Origin of the sequence: Modestobacter sp. VKM Ac-2979, from assembly GCF_026967995.1 — a bacterium.
Lineage (GTDB): Bacteria > Actinomycetota > Actinomycetes > Mycobacteriales > Geodermatophilaceae > Modestobacter.
Map to the genome: position 1 here is coordinate 364,077 of NZ_JAPVBO010000002.1, position 17,621 is coordinate 381,697.

General features: G+C 73.4%; 16 protein-coding genes. All 16 read right to left on the minus strand.

What is annotated here, in order from left to right:
* Window positions 1-45: 45 nt before the first annotated feature.
* Window positions 46-1,521 (minus strand): FGGY-family carbohydrate kinase, encoded by a 1,476-nt coding sequence (locus O2W15_RS06240; protein ID WP_269178779.1) that lies wholly within the window; start codon window positions 1,519-1,521, stop codon window positions 46-48.
* A gap of 2 nt (window positions 1,522-1,523) precedes the next feature.
* A complete protein-coding gene (locus O2W15_RS06245) occupies window positions 1,524-2,219 on the minus strand; it encodes an HAD family hydrolase (RefSeq protein WP_269178780.1) in 696 nt (231 codons plus the stop codon).
* Complete coding sequence (locus O2W15_RS06250; protein ID WP_269178781.1) at window positions 2,216-2,992, minus strand: class II aldolase/adducin family protein; 777 nt, start codon at window positions 2,990-2,992, stop codon at window positions 2,216-2,218. The genes O2W15_RS06245 and O2W15_RS06250 overlap by 4 nt, the downstream gene beginning before the upstream one ends.
* Window positions 2,989-4,104 (minus strand): ABC transporter permease, encoded by a 1,116-nt coding sequence (locus O2W15_RS06255; protein WP_269162402.1) that lies wholly within the window; start codon window positions 4,102-4,104, stop codon window positions 2,989-2,991. Before O2W15_RS06255 ends, O2W15_RS06250 begins: the two co-directional genes overlap by 4 nt.
* Window positions 4,101-5,144, minus strand: a complete 1,044-nt coding sequence (locus O2W15_RS06260; protein WP_269162403.1) for an ABC transporter permease — start codon at window positions 5,142-5,144, stop codon at window positions 4,101-4,103. Before O2W15_RS06260 ends, O2W15_RS06255 begins: the two co-directional genes overlap by 4 nt.
* A complete protein-coding gene (locus O2W15_RS06265; RefSeq protein WP_269162404.1) occupies window positions 5,141-6,691 on the minus strand; it encodes a sugar ABC transporter ATP-binding protein in 1,551 nt (516 codons plus the stop codon). The genes O2W15_RS06260 and O2W15_RS06265 overlap by 4 nt, the downstream gene beginning before the upstream one ends.
* Window positions 6,692-6,778: 87 nt before the next feature.
* Complete coding sequence (locus O2W15_RS06270; protein ID WP_269178782.1) at window positions 6,779-7,816, minus strand: autoinducer 2 ABC transporter substrate-binding protein; 1,038 nt, start codon at window positions 7,814-7,816, stop codon at window positions 6,779-6,781.
* A 91-nt stretch (window positions 7,817-7,907) separates the two neighbouring features.
* Entirely contained in the window at window positions 7,908-9,419 is a 1,512-nt protein-coding gene (locus O2W15_RS06275) for a rhamnulokinase (protein WP_269178783.1), read from the minus strand.
* The gene (locus O2W15_RS06280; protein ID WP_269178784.1) at window positions 9,416-10,201 is read right to left on the minus strand and encodes a DeoR/GlpR family DNA-binding transcription regulator; all 786 of its coding nucleotides are present in this window, start codon (window positions 10,199-10,201) and stop codon (window positions 9,416-9,418) included. Before O2W15_RS06280 ends, O2W15_RS06275 begins: the two co-directional genes overlap by 4 nt.
* A 200-nt stretch (window positions 10,202-10,401) precedes the next feature.
* Window positions 10,402-11,394: a tripartite tricarboxylate transporter substrate binding protein gene (locus tag O2W15_RS06285; RefSeq protein ID WP_269162408.1), complete on the minus strand. Its 993-nt coding sequence runs from the start codon at window positions 11,392-11,394 to the stop codon at window positions 10,402-10,404.
* Between the two features lie 29 nt (window positions 11,395-11,423).
* Window positions 11,424-12,092, minus strand: a complete 669-nt coding sequence (locus tag O2W15_RS06290) for a 3-oxoacid CoA-transferase subunit B (RefSeq protein WP_269178785.1) — start codon at window positions 12,090-12,092, stop codon at window positions 11,424-11,426.
* Entirely contained in the window at window positions 12,089-12,757 is a 669-nt protein-coding gene (locus O2W15_RS06295) for a 3-oxoacid CoA-transferase subunit A (RefSeq protein ID WP_269162410.1), read from the minus strand. Before O2W15_RS06295 ends, O2W15_RS06290 begins: the two co-directional genes overlap by 4 nt.
* The gene (locus tag O2W15_RS06300; protein WP_269178786.1) at window positions 12,754-14,436 is read right to left on the minus strand and encodes a thiamine pyrophosphate-binding protein; all 1,683 of its coding nucleotides are present in this window, start codon (window positions 14,434-14,436) and stop codon (window positions 12,754-12,756) included. The genes O2W15_RS06295 and O2W15_RS06300 overlap by 4 nt, the downstream gene beginning before the upstream one ends.
* Window positions 14,420-15,400, minus strand: a complete 981-nt coding sequence (locus tag O2W15_RS06305) for a tripartite tricarboxylate transporter substrate binding protein (protein WP_269162412.1) — start codon at window positions 15,398-15,400, stop codon at window positions 14,420-14,422. The genes O2W15_RS06300 and O2W15_RS06305 overlap by 17 nt, the downstream gene beginning before the upstream one ends.
* Window positions 15,397-17,052 carry a tripartite tricarboxylate transporter permease gene (locus O2W15_RS06310; RefSeq protein WP_269178787.1) on the minus strand — a complete coding sequence of 552 codons (1,656 nt, stop codon included), beginning with the start codon at window positions 17,050-17,052 and terminating at the stop codon, window positions 15,397-15,399. The genes O2W15_RS06305 and O2W15_RS06310 overlap by 4 nt, the downstream gene beginning before the upstream one ends.
* Before the next feature lies 1 nt (window position 17,053).
* Window positions 17,054-17,566 carry a tripartite tricarboxylate transporter TctB family protein gene (locus O2W15_RS06315; protein ID WP_269162414.1) on the minus strand — a complete coding sequence of 171 codons (513 nt, stop codon included), beginning with the start codon at window positions 17,564-17,566 and terminating at the stop codon, window positions 17,054-17,056.
* Window positions 17,567-17,621: the final 55 nt, after the last annotated feature.

The following is a 17,621-nucleotide window of genomic DNA, read 5'->3' on the forward strand; positions in this document are numbered from 1 at the left end:
CTCCGTTCTGGCAGCCGGGCTGCCGCTGGTGCTGATCCGGGGTGGTCATGCCGCGCCGGCGGCGGGCAGGAGGGCGCGGCGGCGGAGCTCGGCCAGGAACCGCTGGTAGCCCTCCTCCAGCTGCGGCACCTCGGCCGGGTCGGGGTCGACGACGAGGTCGGGGTGGACGGCGCGGGCGACGACCTCGGCCAGCAGGTCGCCGAGGTCCTCGGTCCGCGTGGTCGCGGTCCAGCCGGTCGCGGCCAGCAGCGCGGCGCCGACGCCGCTGCTGGGGTCGCGGGGCCGGGCCACCGGGCGGGCCAGGGTGCTGGCGCGGACCTGCAGCCACGGGAGGGAGCGGCTACCGCCGCCGGCCACCCGGTGGTCGGTCGAGGGCACGCCCAGCGCGGCGAGCCGGTCCAGGCCCAGCCGCTCGACGAAGGCCACCCCGTCCAGCTCCGCGCGGTGGCGCTGCGCCGGCGACGGTGGAGGTCCCGGCGGCCGCCGGGGGTCGACGAGGAAGCCGGTCGTGTCGGGGTCGGCGAAGGGGAAGCGCTCGCCGGTGCGCGGCGGCGGGGGCAGCGGGTAGGCGACCAGCGGCGACGGGCCGTCGGCCAGGGCCGCGGCGTCCAGACCGGGCAGGTCGCCGGTGGCGGTCAGGACGCCGGCGCCGGAGTTGGAGGCGCCGCCGGGCCACCAGCGGCCGCCGGGGGCCAGGTGCGAGTAGACCGGGCCGGCGTCGATCCGGTGGTCGCTGACGCCCTTGAGCACCAGGGTGGTGCCGAGGACGCCCATCGTCTGGCCAGGGCGCACGGCGCCGGCGGCGACCTGCGCGGTGCAGCCGTCGGTCATCCCGGCCACCACGAGCACGCCGGGGGGCAGCCCCAGCCCGGCGGCGACGTCGGGCAGCACGGTGCCGATCACCGCGCCCGGGTGGACCAGGGGAGGCAGCGTGCCGGCCGGGACGCCGCCGTCCGCGAGCAGCTCCGGCCAGCGGGCGGCGGCGGGGTCGATGCCGGCCTTGAGGGCGTGGGAGGTGTCGCTGACCAGCTGCCCGGTCAGCGCGGCGACCACGACGTCGGCGCTGTGCAGGTAGTGCCGGCCCGGGGCGGGCGCCGTCTCCGGCTGGCCGGCGAGCCACAGCAGCCGGCCGACCGTACCGGCCGAGCCGAGACGGGCGCCGGTGCGCTCGGCCAGCGCAGCGGTGAGCGCGCGGCCGCGGTCGTCGGAGTAGAGCAGCGCCGGCCCGACCGGCCGTCCGGCGGCGTCGGCGGCCACCACCGTGCCGGAGGTGCCGGTGACCGACAGCGCGCACACGGCGGCGGCCCGGCGGCCCAGCGCAGACACCACGTCGGCCGTCGACCGCAGCGCGGCGGCGGCGTGCTCGGGACGCTGCTCCACCCAGCCGGGCCGGGGGGTGACCGGCGCGGGCAGCGCGGTGTCGGCGGTGGCCAGCACCTGGCCGGTGCCGGCGTCCACGGCGACCACCCGCACCGCTGCGGTGGCCAGGTCGATGCCGAGGACGGTCGGGTCGGTGCCCACGGTCAGACCGCCGTGCCCGCCAGCAGCCGGGCTGCCAGGCCGTCCAGGCTGCGGACCGCGAGGTCCGGCTCGGCCAGCTGCTCCGGGGTCGGCTCGTCGGGGGCCTCGCCGCGCAGCACCCAGACGGTGCCCAGGCCCAGGGCCGCGGCGGGGCGGACGTCGGTGTCCAGCCGGTTGCCGATGTGCACGGCCTGCTCCGGGCGGGCGCCGGCCTGCGTCAGGCACCAGGTGAACAGCTCGGGGCTGGGCTTCTCGTGTCCGACGATGGCCGAGACGCCCCAGACGTCCACGGAGTCGGCCACCCCGTCGCGGGTGAGCGCGTCGACGACGGCGCGCTCCTGGTTGGCCAGCACGCCGACGGTCACCCGGCCGCGCAGCTGGGCCAGGAACGGCAGCACGTCGGCGTACAGGGTGCCCGCGGGGTGGTGCCAGTGCGCCCGGGTCCGCTCGTGCAGGGCGTCGCGCAGCTCCGGGTCGCCCAGCAGCTCGGTGGCCAGCGCGCGGCGCAGGGAGCCGCCCTGCTCGGCCCGGATCCGGTCGTAGACGGCGCGGAACACGCTGCGGTCCACCGGTCCGCGGCCCTGGTCGGCCCGCAGCTCGTCGAGCGCCTGCAGCACGGCGACGACGAAGTTCTCGTCGTCGTAGACGGGCCCGCCCACGTCCAGGAAGACCGCCCGCAGGTCCTGCGGGAGGGTCATCGGGAGCCGCCGGCCAGGATCCGGCGCCGCTCCTCGATGTCGTCGCGGGCGAAGAACGTCTCCACCGACGCGGCCGGCAGCGGCACCACCCCGCCCATGGCGTAGGCCGCCGAGCGCACCTGGGCGCCCTTGACGGCCATCTGCGAGACGCCCTCCACGCCGGCGGCGCTGGGGGCGTTCACCACGATCCCGTGGTTGCCCAGCAGCACCAGCTGCGGCAGCTCGCCGTGGGTCTCCCAGTGCCGGGTGAGGCCCTCCAGGTAGACCCGGCCGAGCTCGACGCCCGGCTGGGCGTAGGGCACGAACAACGGCCGGCCGATCACGACCGCCTCGTCGGAGTAGACGTAGGTGTCGTACGCGGTGGCCGCGTGCACGCTGGCCAGCAGGGCCACCACCGCGGTCGGGTGGGTGTGGCCGACGAACGGCGTGGGGGTGAACGCCTGGGCGGCGACGTGCACCAGCGTCTCGATGGAGGCGCGCCGGCGCCGGCCCTCGTGCTCGCCGGCGTCCAGCGCCGCGGTGAGGTCGGCCTGGGTGCTCCGCGGGTCGCGGATCAGCGCGACCAGCGGGTCGACGTCGACGACGACGAAGTCCTCCGCGTCGACGTCCCGCATGCCCGACCCCGAGGCCTTGACGACCACCCGGCCGTCGTCCAGCAGCTGCGAGGTGTTGCCCTCGGCGAGGATGGCCAGGTCCCGGCCCGGCTCGCCCAGGGCCCGGGTGAGCTGGACGAGCTCGGTGCTGACCAGGGACGGGTCCCAGGTGGCGGTCATGAGGTTCCTCCGTAGCGTCGGTTCGAGAAGCCGTTGAGCAGGGCGGCGAAGATGAGCACGACGCCCAGGGCGAAGAGCTGGAGCTGGCTGCCGGCGTTGCCCGGGACGGCCAGCAGGATCCCGGCGTTCAGCCAGACGATCAGCAGCGTGGCCAGCACCACGCCGGCGACCCGGCCGATGCCGCCGGTGATGGCGACCCCGCCGAGGACGGCGATGGTGATGGCCGGCAGCGCCATGCCGTTGCCGGCCACCCCGGAGTCGGGGCGGGCGGAGGCGAACTGCGCGACGGTGACCACCGCGACCAGGCCGGAGATGGCCCCCGCGGCGACGTAGGCGGTGAACCGGGTGCGGGCGACGTTGATGCCGGTCCACTCGGCGGCGACGTCGTTGGTGCCGATCGCGTACAGCCGCCGGCCGTAGGTGGTGCGGGCCAGGACCAGCCACACCACGAGGGCGGTCGGGATCAGGAAGGTGAACACGCCCAGCGGGATGCGGGGGAACGCCTCGGGCAGGAAGGGCAGGGAGACCGCCGAGGCGGTGGAGTACAGGTCCTGGACCGGCTGGCTGTTGATCGGTCGCTGGTCGTTGACCACGAGGGCCAGCGAGCTGAAGCCGTAGTAGGTGGCCAGCGTGGTGATCAGGGCCGGGAAGCCGAGGTAGGCGATCAGGCCGCCGTTGACCGCTCCGCACAGCCCACCGAAGACGACGGCGAGCACCAGGGCCGCGGGCAGCGACCAGCCCCACTCGCCGTAGGCGAAGCCGAAGACCATGCCGGTCAGCGAGACGATCGCCCCGACCGAGAGGTCGATCCCGCCGCGGCCGGAGGTGATCACCAGCAGCTCGGCGAGCCCGAGCATCACCAGGGGCACGGCGTTGATCAGCGTCGCCGCCAGGTAGGAGGTGCTGTACGGCGCGCTCAGGTAGTTGTTGGCGCTGAGCTGGCTCATGGTGATCAGCACGGTGGCCAGCAGCAGCACCAGCAGGGCGATCCGCTGGGTGAGCAGGATGCGCAGCACCTTGGCCGGCAGGCTCTCCTTGCGGCCGGCGACCTCCGCGACGGTGCTGCCGGAGTCCGCGGCGGGCTCTGTTCCGGGCGTGGTCTGGGTGCTCACGAGGCCCTCCGGGTGCGCTGGCGGATCAGGTCGGCGCCGACGGCGATGAGGATGAAGAGCCCGACGAAGAGGTCGGACAGCTGAGAGCGCCAGCCCAGCTGGGTGACGCCGGTGGCCACCGTCTGCACCAGCAGCGCACCGAGCACGGTGCCCAGCACCGAGCCGCGGCCGCCGATGATCGACGTCCCGCCGATCACGACGGCGGCGATGACGGCGAGCTCCAGACCCGATCCGACGTTCGCCGCCAGGCTGGAGGTGCCCTGGGCGAGCACGAAGCAGGAGGCGAGTCCGGCGAGCAGCCCGGTGACGACGTAGGCCATCAGCACCCGGGTGCGCACCGAGATCCCGGCCAGCCGCGCGGCCTGGGAGTCCCCGCCGATCGCGTAGAAGTGCCGCCCGCCGGCGGTGTGCCGCAGGTACCACCAGGCCAGCGCGGCGATCACCAGCATGATCACGAAGCTGTGCGGGATCCCCAGGGTGCGCCCGGCCTCCCCACGGCCGAAGAAGTTCAGCGTGCGGGGGATGCCCTCGACGGTCGAGGAGCCGAACACCTGCAGCCCGATGAACCGGAAGAGGTTCAGCGTGCCGAAGGTGATGATGATCGCGTGCACCCGGCCGTAGGCGATCAGCACGCCGTTGACCAGGCCGAGGACGCCGCCGATGGCGACCGCGAGCAGCACGGCCAGCGGCAGCGGGAGTCCGCTGCCGACCATCGTCTGGGCGACGATCACCGAGCAGACCATCACGATGCTGCCCACCGACACGTCGATGCCGCCGGTGATGATCACGATCGTCATGCCCACGCCGATCAGCGCGATCGGCGTCATCCCGACCAGCAGCGGGACGATCGAACCGGAGGTGAAGAACGCCGGGGTGGCCAGGCTCAGGGCCAGCCACAGCAGGGCGATGACGACGATCAGCACCATCTCCTGCCCGGTGACCGGGGGCGGGAGGAGGCGCTGCCTGCCCCGGTCCGCCGGCGCTGCAGCGGCCGGTTCGCCGTCCGGCCGTCCGGCGGGGGTGAGGGTCGAGCTGCTCACGCCGTGACCTCCTGGTCTTCCTCGGCGCCGGCCGCGGCGGCCAGCACGTCGACCTGGGTGGCGCCCGGGCCGAACTCGGTCGTCGTGGTGCCGGCTCGGACGACCTGCAGGCGATCGGCGATCCGGATCGCCTCGGCGAGGTCGGAGGTGACGATCAGCACGGCGGTCCCCTCGTCGGCGAGCTGGGTGATGATGCGGTGGATCTCCTCCTTGGCGCCCACGTCCACGCCCTGGGTGGGCTCGGCGAGGACCAGGACGCGGGGTCGGTCGACCAGCTGACGGGCCAGCACGACCTTCTGGGCGTTGCCGCCGGAGAGGGCGGAGACGGGCTGCCGCTCGTGCGGGGTCTTCACCGACAACCGGCTGATCATCGACCGGGCGACCTCGCGTTCGCGGCGCCGGTCGACCCAGACCCGCAGCTTGGACAGCAGCGGCAGGTGGCCGGCGGAGATGTTGAACGAGATGGGCTGGAAGCTGAACAGCCCCTGCTGCTTGCGGTTGGCCGGGAGCAGGGCGATGCCGAGGTCCTTGGCCTCCCGTGGTGAGCGGGGCCGCACTTCCTCCCCGTCCACGAGGATCGTGCCGGCGGTCGCCTGGGCCATCCCGTAGACGGTGGCGCCGATCTCGGCCACCCCGGAGCCGATCAGGCCGTAGAGGGCGACGATCTCACCGGGCCGGATGCTGACGTCGACGTCGTGGAAGTGCCCGGTGAGCCCGAGGCCGCGCAGCTCCAGCCGCGGGTCTCCCGGGGGCACGGTGCGGTCGGGCCGGGCGTCGTCCAGGATGCCGCCGACCATCAGCTCGACGATCTGGCGGACGTCGAGGTCGGCGATCGGGTGGGTGCCGATGGTCTGCCCGTCCCGCATGACGGTGACCTCGTCGGCGATGACGAACAGCTCGTCGAGGCGGTGCGAGATGTAGATGATCGAGACGCCGGCGGCGGTCAGCCGGCGCACCACGCTGAACAGGACCTCGACCTCGCGGTCGGTCAGGATGGCGGACGGCTCGTCGAGGATCAGCACCTTGGCGTCGCCGGCCAGCGCCTTGGCGATGGAGACCTGCTGCTGCTCGGCGATGGAGAGCCCGCCGACGGTGGCGGTGGCGTACCGGGCAGGGAGGCCGAGCAGGTCGAGCAGCTCGACGACCTTGGCGTTCTGGGCGGCCCAGTCGACCCGGCCGCCGCGGGTGAGCTCGCGGCCGGTGAAGACGTTCTCGGACACGGTCAGCTCGGCGAACAGCTGTGGTTCCTGGTAGACGGTCGCGATCCCGAGGGCCATCGCGTCGTGGGTCGAGGTGATGGACACCGGTGCGCCGTCGAAGGTGATCGTCCCGGCGTCGGCGGTCTCGGCGCCCGAGAGGATCTTGATCAGGGTGGACTTGCCGGCGCCGTTCTCCCCGACCAGGGCGTGCACCGTGCCCGGCTGGACGGCCATGTCGGCGTGCCGGATGGCCCGGACCGCACCGAAGCGCTTCGAGACGCCGGACACCGAGAGGCGGGCGGGCGTGGCCCGGTCCCTGCTCGGGGTGCTGGGCTGAGGAGTGGTCATGACCTCACGGCTTCCACGGGTCGAGGGGGGTGGCGGAGGGGTGCTGCGGGCGGGCCGGCCGGCCCGCCCGCAGCGGGGCTCGGTGGCTCAGTAGTCGAACTCGCCGACGTTCTCGGTGGTCAGGACCAGCGGCGGGCCGAGGAGCAGGGTCTTGGTCTCCTCGTCGTACTCGACCGCGGACAGGTCGGAGTTGACGTCGTTGGTCGCCTCGAACTCGGCGCCCTCGGCCAGCTGCATGCCGGCCCAGACGGTGAGGTAGCCCAGCGCCTCGACGTCCCACAGCACGCTGGAGGAGGCCGAACCGTCCTCCAGGTACGGGGCGATCGAGTTGGGGGTGCCGAGGCCGACGGTGGAGACCTGGCCGATCCGGCCGGCGTCCCGCACGGCCTGGGCGACGCCCGGTGCCGAGGAGGTGCACTCGCCGACCAGCCCGGTCAGCGTCGGGTCGGAGTTCATCAGGTCGGTGGCCATCTGGGTGGCCGCGGCCTGGTCCTCACCGGCGTAGACGACCTCGGTGATCTCCACCTCGGGGTACTCCGACGCGGTGTACTCCCGCTGGACCTCGATCCAGCTGTTCAGGTTCTCCGCCGTCTCACCGCAGGACACGATGGCGTAGCGGCCGGCGCCGCCCATCGCCTCGACCATCTGGTCGGTCAGCGTCTGGCCGATGCCCTCGGTGGAGGCCTGGCTGACGAAGACCTCGCGGACCGAGTTCGGCGCGTCGGTGTCGGTGGTGCCCACCGCGATGCCGGCGTCGGCGGCCTCCTGCAGCAGGGGGGCCATCGAGTCGGGGTCGTTGGGCGCGACGAAGAGCACGTCGACGTCCTGCTGGATGAAGGAACGGACGATGTCGGCCTGAGCGGCAGCATCCGCCTCGACCGGGCCCTGGTACAGCCACTCGCAGCCCAGTTCCTCGCAGGCGGCCTCGCCGCCGGCGTTCATCGCCTCGAAGTAGGGGATGCCCTGCAACTTGGGGACGAAGGCGATCGTGGGCATGTCGTCCCCACCACCGGATCCGCCGCTGCCGCCGGCGGACCCGCCGCTGCCCTCGCCACACCCGGCAAGGGTGAGGGCCATCCCGACACCGACCACGGCGACCGTGGCCCTGTTACGCCTTGCGCTCATCTTCACTCCATCGTGATGCGGGGTGTTCCCCGCGGTGAGCCCGCCGCTCGGGAGAGAGGCGGGGACCGGGCACCTGCCCGGGAGTCGTGGATCAGCCGCCGCGGAGGCCGCGGGCCTGGTCGTCGGCGGTCATCAGCTGCCGCAGCCGGGCCGCGGCGTCGTCCCACGCGGAGGACGACCTCGGCTCGTACGTGCGCAGCCGGCCCGAGGCGGCGACGACCCGGCGGAGATCGGCCAGGTCGGCGAGCTCGCCCAGGGCGATCAGCTGGACGCCGGCGTTGCCCAGTGCGGTGGCCTCGACGGGCCCGCAGTGCACGGGCAGGCCGGTCGCGTCGGCCGTCGCCTGGGCCAGCAGGGCGTTCTGCGAGCCGCCTCCGGTGACGTTGATCGAGGTCGCCGGCTGCCCGGTCACCGCCACCAGGTCCTCCGCCGTGGCGCGGTAGGTCAGGGCCAGGCTGTCGATCACGCAGCGGACGACCGCGCCGACCGTCTCCGGCACCGGGTCACCGTGCCGCGCGCAGTAGGCGCGCAACCGGCTGGGCATGTCGCCCGGGGCCAGGAAGTCGGTGGCGTTGGGGTTCACGATGCTGCGCAGCGGCGGCTCGGCGGTGGCCAGCTCGACCAGGTCGGTGTAGCTGAGGTCGGCCCCCTCGCGTGCCCACTGCCGGCGGCACTCCTGCAGGATCCACAGCCCCATGACGTTGCGCAGCAGCCGGACGGTGCCGGCGTAGCCGCCCTCGTTGGTGAGGTTGGCGGCCGACGTCGCCGGCGTCACCAGGGCGTCGTCCCGCTCGACCCCCATCAGGGACCAGGTGCCCGAGGAGATGAAGAGCCCACCGGGGCCGCTGAACGGGGTGCCCACCACCGCCGCGGCCGTGTCGTGGCCGGTCGGGACGACGACCCGGGTGCCGGCCAGCGGCCCCTCGGCGAGCGGGCCGACCACCGGGCCGACGTCGGTGCCCGGCGCCACGACCGCCGGCAGCAGGTGGGTGGGGACCTGCAGGGCGTCGAGCAGCCCGGTCGCCCACCTGCCGGTCGCGGTGTCGTACATGCCGGAGGTGGAGGCGGCGGTGTGCTCGGTGGCGCGGAGGCCGGAGAGCCGGTGGTGGAAGAGGTCCGGGACCATCAGCAGCGTCGCCGCACCGGCCAGCCGGTCGGTGTGGTGGGCGTCGTCCAGCAGGGCGAAGACCCCGTTGATCTCCATGGTCTGGCAGCCGGTGGCGGCGTAGAGGGCCTCCTGCCCGACCATGCCGATGGCCTCGGCCATCGCCCGGACCTGCCGGGGGTCGCGGTAGCAGGTCGGCTCGTCCAGCAGCGTGCCGTCGGCGCGCAGCAGGCCGTAGTCCACGCCCCAGGTGTCCACGCCGACCGAGGCGATCGACCGGTCCTGCCCGAGTGCGGCCAGCTGGTCCTCGACGTGTCCCCACAGCCGCTCGAACTCCCAGCGGAGCACCCCGTCCACCGGGCGGGCCCCGTTGGGGAACCGGCCGACGACGTCGAGGTCCAGCCGCTGTCCGTCGAAGGTGGCCGCGACGACCCGACCGCTCTCGGCGCCCAGGTCGACGGCGGCGACGGTCTGGCCGGTGCCCGGCCGGCCGCTCATGACCGACGCTCCATCGCCACGGCGTGCACGGGGACGCCGGCGGCCGTGATCGCGGCGGCCTGGGCCGGGTCCACCCCGTCATCGGTGTAGACGGCGGTCAGCCGGCCGATCGGCACGCACGGGTGGATGGAGAAGCCCCCGAACTTGGCGGAGTCGACGAGCCCGTAGACCTCGGTGCAGGCGTCGGCCAGGTAGCTCTTGGCCTGGGCCTCCTCGTTCGCCAGGTCGAGCAGCCCGTGCTCGACGGAGATGCCGTGGCCGCCGAGGAAGCCGCGGTCGATCCGGCCGCGGCCGGCGAGGACGTCGCCGACCAGCCCGACCAGCGAGCGGGCGGAGCGGCGGACGACCCCGCCGGGGAGCAGCACGTTCGCGTCGGTGCGCTCGGAGAGCAGGGTGGCCGTGGGCAAGCTGTTGGTCACGACGACGAGCCCGCGACGGTCGAGCAGCTGCTGGGCCAGGTAGTGACAGGTGCTGGAGGAGTCGAGGGCGATCACGTCGCCGTCCCGGACCAGCGGGGCGACCGCGTCGGCGATCGCCTCCTTCTCGGCCCGCCGGTGCCGCAGCCGGCTCTCGAACGAGCCCTCGTCGGAGACCGCGGCCGGGACCGCCCCACCGCGGACCCGGCGCAGCACCGACCGCTGCTCCAGCGCCTCGAGGTCCTTGCGGATCGTGACCGTGGACACGCCCAGCTGGTCGGCCAGGCTGGCCACGAGCACACGGCCGTGGCTGTCGAGCTGCTCGAGGATCGCCCGGGAACGGGCGAACTCGTCGAGTGAGGTCACGGGTCGTTCCTTCCTCGGCGTCAGCGGCGAGTGGGTGGAGCGTTGTGATGCAGGCCGCAAAGCTAAGGAGAACGAAACTGAACGTCAACAAGTGAAGATGATCCGAAACCGTGATCGCGTCGAACGAAAGCAGGCGGGCGCGGCGGGCCACGATCGTGTCGCGCCCCGCCCATCGGATCGACCCCCGGAGGGGACGGCGGTCAGCCGCCGAGGATCGGCTCGTAGACCTCCTGGGTGCGGTCGAGCAGCTCTTGGAACTCCTCCGCGCCCTGGAACTCCTCCGGCACGTACTCCTCGCCGATCTGCTCGACGACCGCCGGGTCCTCGGACGCCGTCTGCAGCGCGTCCTCCAGCTGGGTGACGATCTCCTCGGGCAGCTCGCCGGGCCCGATGAGGCCGAACGTCGATCCGGCCAGCGTCAGCTCCGGGAAACCGGACTCGGCCAGCGTGGGGGTGTCCGGCAGCCAGGACAGCGGCTCCGCGGAGGAGACCGCCAGCGGGCGGAACTGGCCGGCGTCGATGTTCTCGGTCACGTCGGAGGAGGCGTTGATCAGCACCGCGTCGACGTTGCCGCCCAGCAGGGCGGTGGTCATCTCCGCGTTGCCGTTGAACGGCACGGCGGTGACCTCGACGTCGTACTCCTCGGCCAGCCGCTGCAGCTCGATCGCCTGCGGGGTGGAAGCGCCGGGGGTACCGACGTTCAGCGTGCCGGGCTGCTGGCGGGCGGCGGCGAAGAAGTCCTCGGCGGTGGCGTACGGCGAGTCCGCACCCACGGCGAGCACCGAGGGCACCTCGGTCATCACCCCGATCGGCGTCACGTCGTCCTTGGTGTAGCCGACCTCGTTGGCCAGCGGGGTCACCACCAGGGTCCCAGCGGTGGCCAGGGAGAGCGTGTGGCCGTCGGGATCTGCCCCGATCAGCTCCTGGGTCGCGAGTGCACCCGAGCCGCCGGGCAGGTTCTCCACCACGACCGTCTGCCCCAGCTGCTCCTCCAGGGAGGCGCCGTAGGCGCGGGCGGCCAGGTCCGTGGGCCCGCCGGCCCCGTAGGGCACCAGCAGCCGGATGTCCTCGGTCGGGTACTCCTCGGCCGAGTCGGCGGAGCCGGACGACGTCTCCTCCGCCCCACCGCAGGCGGTGAGCAGGCCGAGCGTGGTCACGGTGGCGAGTGCGCGGGCGGTGCGGGACAGGGGCATCGTTGCCTCCGGTGGTGGGGTGGGGCCGGTCAGTGCGGGTCGAGCTCGACGATGTCGTCGGCGAAGGTGAGCCGGGCGGCGGTGACCGACTGCAGCTCCGCGCGGGTCAGCCCGGGGGCCATCTCCCGGACGACGAACCCGTCGGGGCCGACGTCGAGGACCGCCAGGTCGGTGTAGACCCGGTCCACCACCCGCGCGGCGGTGAGCGGGTAGGTGCACCGGGGCAGCAGCTTGGGCCGGCCGTCCCGGGTGGTGTGCGTGGTCATCACCAGCACCCGTCGGGCGCCCACGGCCAGGTCCATCGCCCCGCCGACCGCGGGCGGCATGGTGGCGACGTCGGTGATCCAGTTGGCCAGGTCCCCGCCCTCGGAGACCTGGAAGGCGCCGAGCACGGAGATGTCGATGTGCCCGCCGCGCATCATCACGAAGGCGTCGGTGTGGTGGAAGTAGGAGCCCCCGGGCAGCAGGGTGACCGGCTGCTTGCCCGCGTTGATCAGCTCCCGGTCCTCCTCGCCGGGTGCCGGGGCCGGTCCCATCCCCAGGATCCCGTTCTCGCTGTGGTAGACGATCTCCTTGTCCGGGCCGACCACGTCGCCGACCAGGATCGGCATGCCGATCCCCAGGTTCACGTAGGCGCCGTCCGGGATGTCCTGGGCCACCCGGCGGGCCACCGCGACGTCGCTCAGCGGGTCGATCACGACGCCGCCACCTGCACGACCCGGTCCACGAAGATCCCGGGGGTGACCACCGTCTCCGGGTCCAGGTCGCCGAGTTCGACGAACTCCTCGACCTGCACCACCGTCAGCGTCGCTGCGGTGGCCATGGTGGGGCCGTAGTTGCGGGCCGCCTTGCGGTAGACCAGGTTGCCCCACCGGTCGGCCCGGTGTGCCTTGACCAGCGCGACGTCGCCGGGCAGCGGGTGCTCGAACACGTGCGGGCGCCCACCGATGGTGCGCACCTCCTTGCCCTCGGCCAGCAGGGTGTCCGCGCCGGTCGGGGTGAAGAAGCCGCCCAGCCCGGCGCCGGCGGCCCGCATCCGCTCGCTGAGCGTCCCCTGGGGCACCAGCTCCAGCCCGATCTCTCCGGCCCGCCACAGCTCCTCGAACCAGATCGAGCCCATCGACCGGGGGTAGGAGCACACGATCCGGCGGACCCGGCGCTCCCGGATCAGCGCCGCGACGTCGCTCTCCCCCGCCCCGGCGTTGTTGGTGACCACGGTCAGGTCCCGGGCGCCCTGGTCGAGCAGGGCGTGCACCAGCTCCACCGGGACGCCGGAGTCCCCGAAGCCCCCGACCAGCACCGTGGCGCCGTCGGAGATCCCGGCGACGGCGTCGGCGAGGGTCGCCACCCGCTTGTCGATCACTGCGGACCCTGACGCCGGTACCAGCGCGGGGACGTCGACGGCGGCGGGGTGAGGGCGGCCCGGACCACCAGCACGTTCGGGCCGGTCGCCGCCAGGGCCGCGGTCAGCTGCCGCTCGAACTCCGGCCCGAAGCCGTCGACGGACTCGGCGGGGACGCCGAAGGAGCGGGCCAGGGCGACGAAGTCCGGGGTGACCAGGTCGACGCCGCGGGTCGGTGTCCCGCTGTGCACCTGGTCGAAGCGGAGCATCCCGTAGCCGCCGTCGTCGACGATCACCACGGTCAGCTCCGGCTGCTCCTGGGCGACCGTCGCGAGCTCGCCGCAGGCGAAGAGGAAACCGCCGTCGCCCACCAGGGCCAGGGTGCGGCCCTGCCCGGCCAGCGCCGCACCCAGCGCCGCCGGGAAGGCGTAGCCGAGCGTCCCCCAGCCCATCGGGAAGGCCAGCCGGCGCGGACCGGGGATCCGCCCGAAGGCCGCGACCCAGTAGCCGGCGATGCACATGTCGGCCACCAGCACCCCGTCCGGCACGGCCACCCGGTCCAGGACGTCGAGCAGCTGGGCGGCCTGCGGCTCGTCGGCCGCCACCAGTTCGCGCACCCGGCTGCCCAGGCGGGCCAGCCGTGCCCGCAGCTCGGGCAGGCCCTCGCGCTGGGGGGCGCCGTCGAGGAGCTGGCCGACCACCGCGGTGGCGTCGCCGACCAGGGTGAGGTCGGCCGGGTAGTTCTTGCTCGCGTCGGCGGCGTCGACGTTCACCGCCAGCAGGGTGGCCGGCTGGGGCATCGCCCAGTTCTGCGTGGACAGACCGTCGAGGTCGCTGCCGACGGCGACCACCAGGTCGGCGTCGTCCCACAGCGCCCCGATGTCGGGCACGTGGGCCAGGCCCGGTGCCAGGCACGGGTGGTCGGGCGGGAGCACGCCGCGGGCGTTGTAGGTGGTGACCACCGGTGCGGCGAGCTGCTCGGCGAGCCGGCCCAGCACCTCACCGGCGCCGCTGCGGAGCGCACCGCCACCCACCCAGAGCAGCGGACGTCGGGCGGCGGCCAGCAGCTCCAGCGCGCGGGCGACGTCCGCCTCGGGAGCGGGAGCCGGTGGCGGGACGGTCGGGGCGGCCGGCCGGTCGCCGTCCACGGGGGCGCTGAGCAGGTCGGTCGGCACCCCCAGGTACACCGGGCCGGTGGCGGGGGTCAGCGCGATCGCGCCCGCCCGCACCGTCTCCGCCGCCAGCTGATCGGCTGCGTCGCAGGTGACCGTCGTCTTGGTGACCGGGGCGAACATCGCACCCTGGTCCCGGGTCTCGTGCAGCACGCCCCGGTGGACGCCGGGGCGGCGCAGCGTGCTGGGGATGTCGGTGGCGACCACCAGCACCGGCACGCCCGACGCCATCGCCTCACCGGTGGCGCCCAGGGTGTTGGCCGCCCCGGGGCCGGTCGTGACGACGGCGACGCCCAGCCGGCCGGTGGCGCGGGCGTACCCGTCGGCGGCGTAGACCGCGGTCTGCTCGTGCCGCACCCCGATCAGCCGCAGCCCTGCGGCGGCCGCCGCCTCCCAGATCGCCAGGTTGTGCACCCCGGGCAGGCCGAAGGCGATCTCCACGCCCAGTTCCTGCAGGGCGGCGACCAGGTCGTCGGCGCCGGTGCGCACGCCGGTCGCCCGCGGCACGACCTCAGTCGCCGAGGACATCGCCGAACGTCTCCTCGGTCTCGACGAACAGCTCGCCCAGCCCGTCCGCGCCGATGAACTCCTCCGGCACGTAGCGCTCGTCCAGCGCCTCGACGACCTGGGGGTCCTCCGTCGCGCTGCGCAGCGTGTCCTCCAGCGTCTGCACCACCTCCTCCGGCGTGCCGGCCGGGGCGATGACCCCGAAGGTCGTGGTGCTCTGCACCAGCTCGGGGTAGCCGAGCTCGACGAAGGTGGGGGCGTCCACGTAGGGCAGCGGCTCCGGGCTGCCGACGGCCAGCACCCGGAGATCGCCGGACTCGATCGCGGGCAGGATGTCCTGGGACAGGTTGGCGAAGCCTGCGGTGACGTTCTCGCCCAGCAGTGCGGTCTGCACCTCCGCGTTGCCGTTGAACGGCACCACGGTGAGCGGGACGTCGTAGAGCGCGGTGATCCGCTGGGTCTCCGCGGCGTGGGTGTTGGTGGCCCCCGGCGTGCCGACGGTGACCGCCTGGGGGTCCTCCCGGGCGGCGTCGAAGAGGTCTTCGAGCGACTGGTACGGCGAGTCGGCCGGGACGAGGATCCCCGAGGGCACCTGGGTGACCACGCCGACCGGCGCGAAGTCCTCCCGGGTGTAGCCGACCTCGTTGGACAGGTAGTTGAGCACCGCCGTGGGCAGCGCCGTCATCGACAGCGTGTAGCCGTCGGCCTCGGCGTTGATGAGCTGCTGGTAGGCGGTCGCCCCCGAGGCCCCGGGCGCGTTCTCCACGACGACGCTCTGGTCGAGTTCGCCCTCCATGTGCAGCGCCAGCGCCCTGGCGGCGATGTCGGTCGGGCCGCCGGCCGTGTAGGGCACCAGCAGCCGGATGTCGTCGGTCGGGTACCCGTCCGCGGACCCGCCGGCCTCGGTGGTCTCCTCCGCGCCGCCGCAGCCGGTCAGTGCGACGCCGGTGACGAGCAGGACAGCGAGGGTGCGGCGCGTGGTCATCGTTCTCCTGGGGTGGTGGAGGCGGACCCCGAGGGGCCGTCGGTGGGGGTGTCAGCGGCGGTGTCGGTGGTCGAGTCGGCGCCGGGGCTGCCCTCGGCGGCCACCTGTCGGTCGGCGTCCGGGGCCGACTCGTCGGTCTCGTCGACGTCGGCGGGGTCGACCCGGCCGAAGACCGCCTTGCGCCGCCGGCTCATGATCGCGCTGACGATGATGATCAACGCCATGAAGGCGAACATGCCGCCGGAGATCGGGCGGGTGACGAAGATGTCGAGATCGCCGCCGGAGAGCAGCATCGACTGCCGGAACGCCCGCTCGAGGATCGACCCGAGCACGAAGGCGAGCACCAGCGGGCCCGGCTCGAAGCCGGTCTTCTTCATCAGCCAGCCGATGATCCCGAAGCCGAGCACGACCCACATGTCGAACGCGTTGTTGTTGACCGAGAAGACGCCGACCATGGTGACCAGCAGCGCGAACGCGGCGAGGATGCCGGCCCGCACCCGGAGCATCTGGACGAAGATCCCGACCAGCGGGATGTTCAGCGCCAGCAGCATCAGGTTCCCGATCACCATCGAGGCGATGACGCCCCAGAAGATCTCCGGCTCCTGCTCGATCAGCTGCGGCCCCGGGGTGATGTTCTGCTGGATCAGGGCGCCGAAGATCAGCGCCAGCACCACGTTGGGCGGGATGCCCAGGGTGAGCAGCGGGATGAACGCCGAGGTGGAGGAGGCGTTGTTCGCCGTCTCCGGGCCGGCGACCCCCTCGATGGCGCCCTTGCCGAAACGGCTCGGGTCCTTGGCCCGGCGCTTCTCCATCGCGTAGGAGGCCAGCGAGGAGACAACCCCGCCGCCGCCGGGCAGCACCCCGATCACGAAACCGAGCAGCGAGCCGCGGCCGATCGCGCCGGAGGAGTCGCGGAAGTCCTTCCGGGTCGGCCAGATGCCCTTGATCTTGGAGGTGACCGCCTGGACCTTGTCGGTGCGTTCGAGGCTGTGCAGGATCTCCCCGACACCGAACAGGCCCATCGCCACCGCGACGAAGTCCAGGCCGTTGAACAGTGCCACCTCGCCGAAGGTGAAGCGCGCCGTACCGGTGATCGGGTCCAGGCCGACCGTGGCGAGCAGCAGCCCCAGGGCGGCCATGCACAGGCTCTTCAGCACCGAGCCGGTGCCCAGGTAGGTGACCAGCAGGATGCCCAGGATGGTCAGCGCGACGTACTCCGGTGGCCCGAAGGAGACCGCCAGGTCGGCCAGTGGGGGCGCCAGCAGGATCATCCCGATAACGGAGACCGTGCCGCCGATGTACGAGCCGATGGCGGCGATGCCCAGCGCCGGCCCGGCCCGGCCCTGCTTGGCCATCTGGTAGCCGTCGAAGGTGGTCACCACCGACGCCGCCTCACCGGGCAGCCGCAGCAGCACCGAGGTGATCGTGCCGCCGTACATCGAGCCGTAGTAGATGCCGGCCAGCAGGATGACCGCGGTCACCGGCTCGACCGTGTAGGTGATCGGCAGCAGCAGGGCGATCGACGCCGTGGGCCCGAGGCCGGGCAGCACCCCGATGACGGTGCCGATCAGCACGCCGAAGAACACGTACAGCAGGTTGGTCGGGGTCAGGGCAACGGAGAAGCCCTGGAGGATGCCGTCCCAGCTGTCCACGTCAGCCCCCGATCACGGTGTCGACGAGGCCGTCGGGGAAGGGCACGCCGAGCAGCTCGACGAACAGCAGGTACATCACGGCCGTGCCGCTGACGGCCAGCCCCAGCGTCCACCGCCAGGACTCGCCGCCGAAGACCCGCAGCCACAGCACGAGCATCAGGAACGCCGAGACGACGAAGCCGAAGGCCTGGAACAGCAGGATGAAGACCCCGAGGCTGACCAGCCCGGCGATGATCCGCACCGTGCCGCCGGTCCACCGCTCGTAGTCCTCGGCCGAGTCGATGAAGACCAGCACGGCTGCGGTGCCGGTCAGCAGCACCGAGACGATGAAGGGCCACAGCCCCGGCCCCGGGGCCGTGAGCTCCCCGAGGCCCAGCCGGCGGGAGCCGATGACCGCGGCCACCCCGAAGGCGAGGAGCAGCAGGGGCGCGATCCGGTGCAGCTGGCGCCATCGGTGCCCCCGGTCCGCCGTCCCCTCGGTGGGGGCGCGGGACGCAGATGTCGAGCCGTGCACGTGCTCACCTCGTCCTCGTTGACGCCGCGTGTGAGCCAGGACACTAGGGCCGGCT

Bases quoted from the DNA above. Each gene is read 5' to 3' on its own strand.
- O2W15_RS06245 (WP_269178780.1), bottom strand. From the start codon at position 2,219: ATGACCCTCCCGCAGGACCTGCGGGCGGTCTTCCTGGACGTGGGCGGG.
- O2W15_RS06250 (WP_269178781.1), bottom strand. From the start codon at position 2,992: ATGACCGCCACCTGGGACCCGTCCCTGGTCAGCACCGAGCTCGTCCAG.
- O2W15_RS06265 (WP_269162404.1), bottom strand. From the start codon at position 6,691: ATGACCACTCCTCAGCCCAGCACCCCGAGCAGGGACCGGGCCACGCCC.
- O2W15_RS06270 (WP_269178782.1), bottom strand. From the start codon at position 7,816: ATGAGCGCAAGGCGTAACAGGGCCACGGTCGCCGTGGTCGGTGTCGGG.
- O2W15_RS06275 (WP_269178783.1), bottom strand. From the start codon at position 9,419: ATGAGCGGCCGGCCGGGCACCGGCCAGACCGTCGCCGCCGTCGACCTG.
- O2W15_RS06285 (WP_269162408.1), bottom strand. From the start codon at position 11,394: ATGCCCCTGTCCCGCACCGCCCGCGCACTCGCCACCGTGACCACGCTC.
- O2W15_RS06300 (WP_269178786.1), bottom strand. From the start codon at position 14,436: ATGTCCTCGGCGACTGAGGTCGTGCCGCGGGCGACCGGCGTGCGCACC.
- O2W15_RS06305 (WP_269162412.1), bottom strand. From the start codon at position 15,400: ATGACCACGCGCCGCACCCTCGCTGTCCTGCTCGTCACCGGCGTCGCA.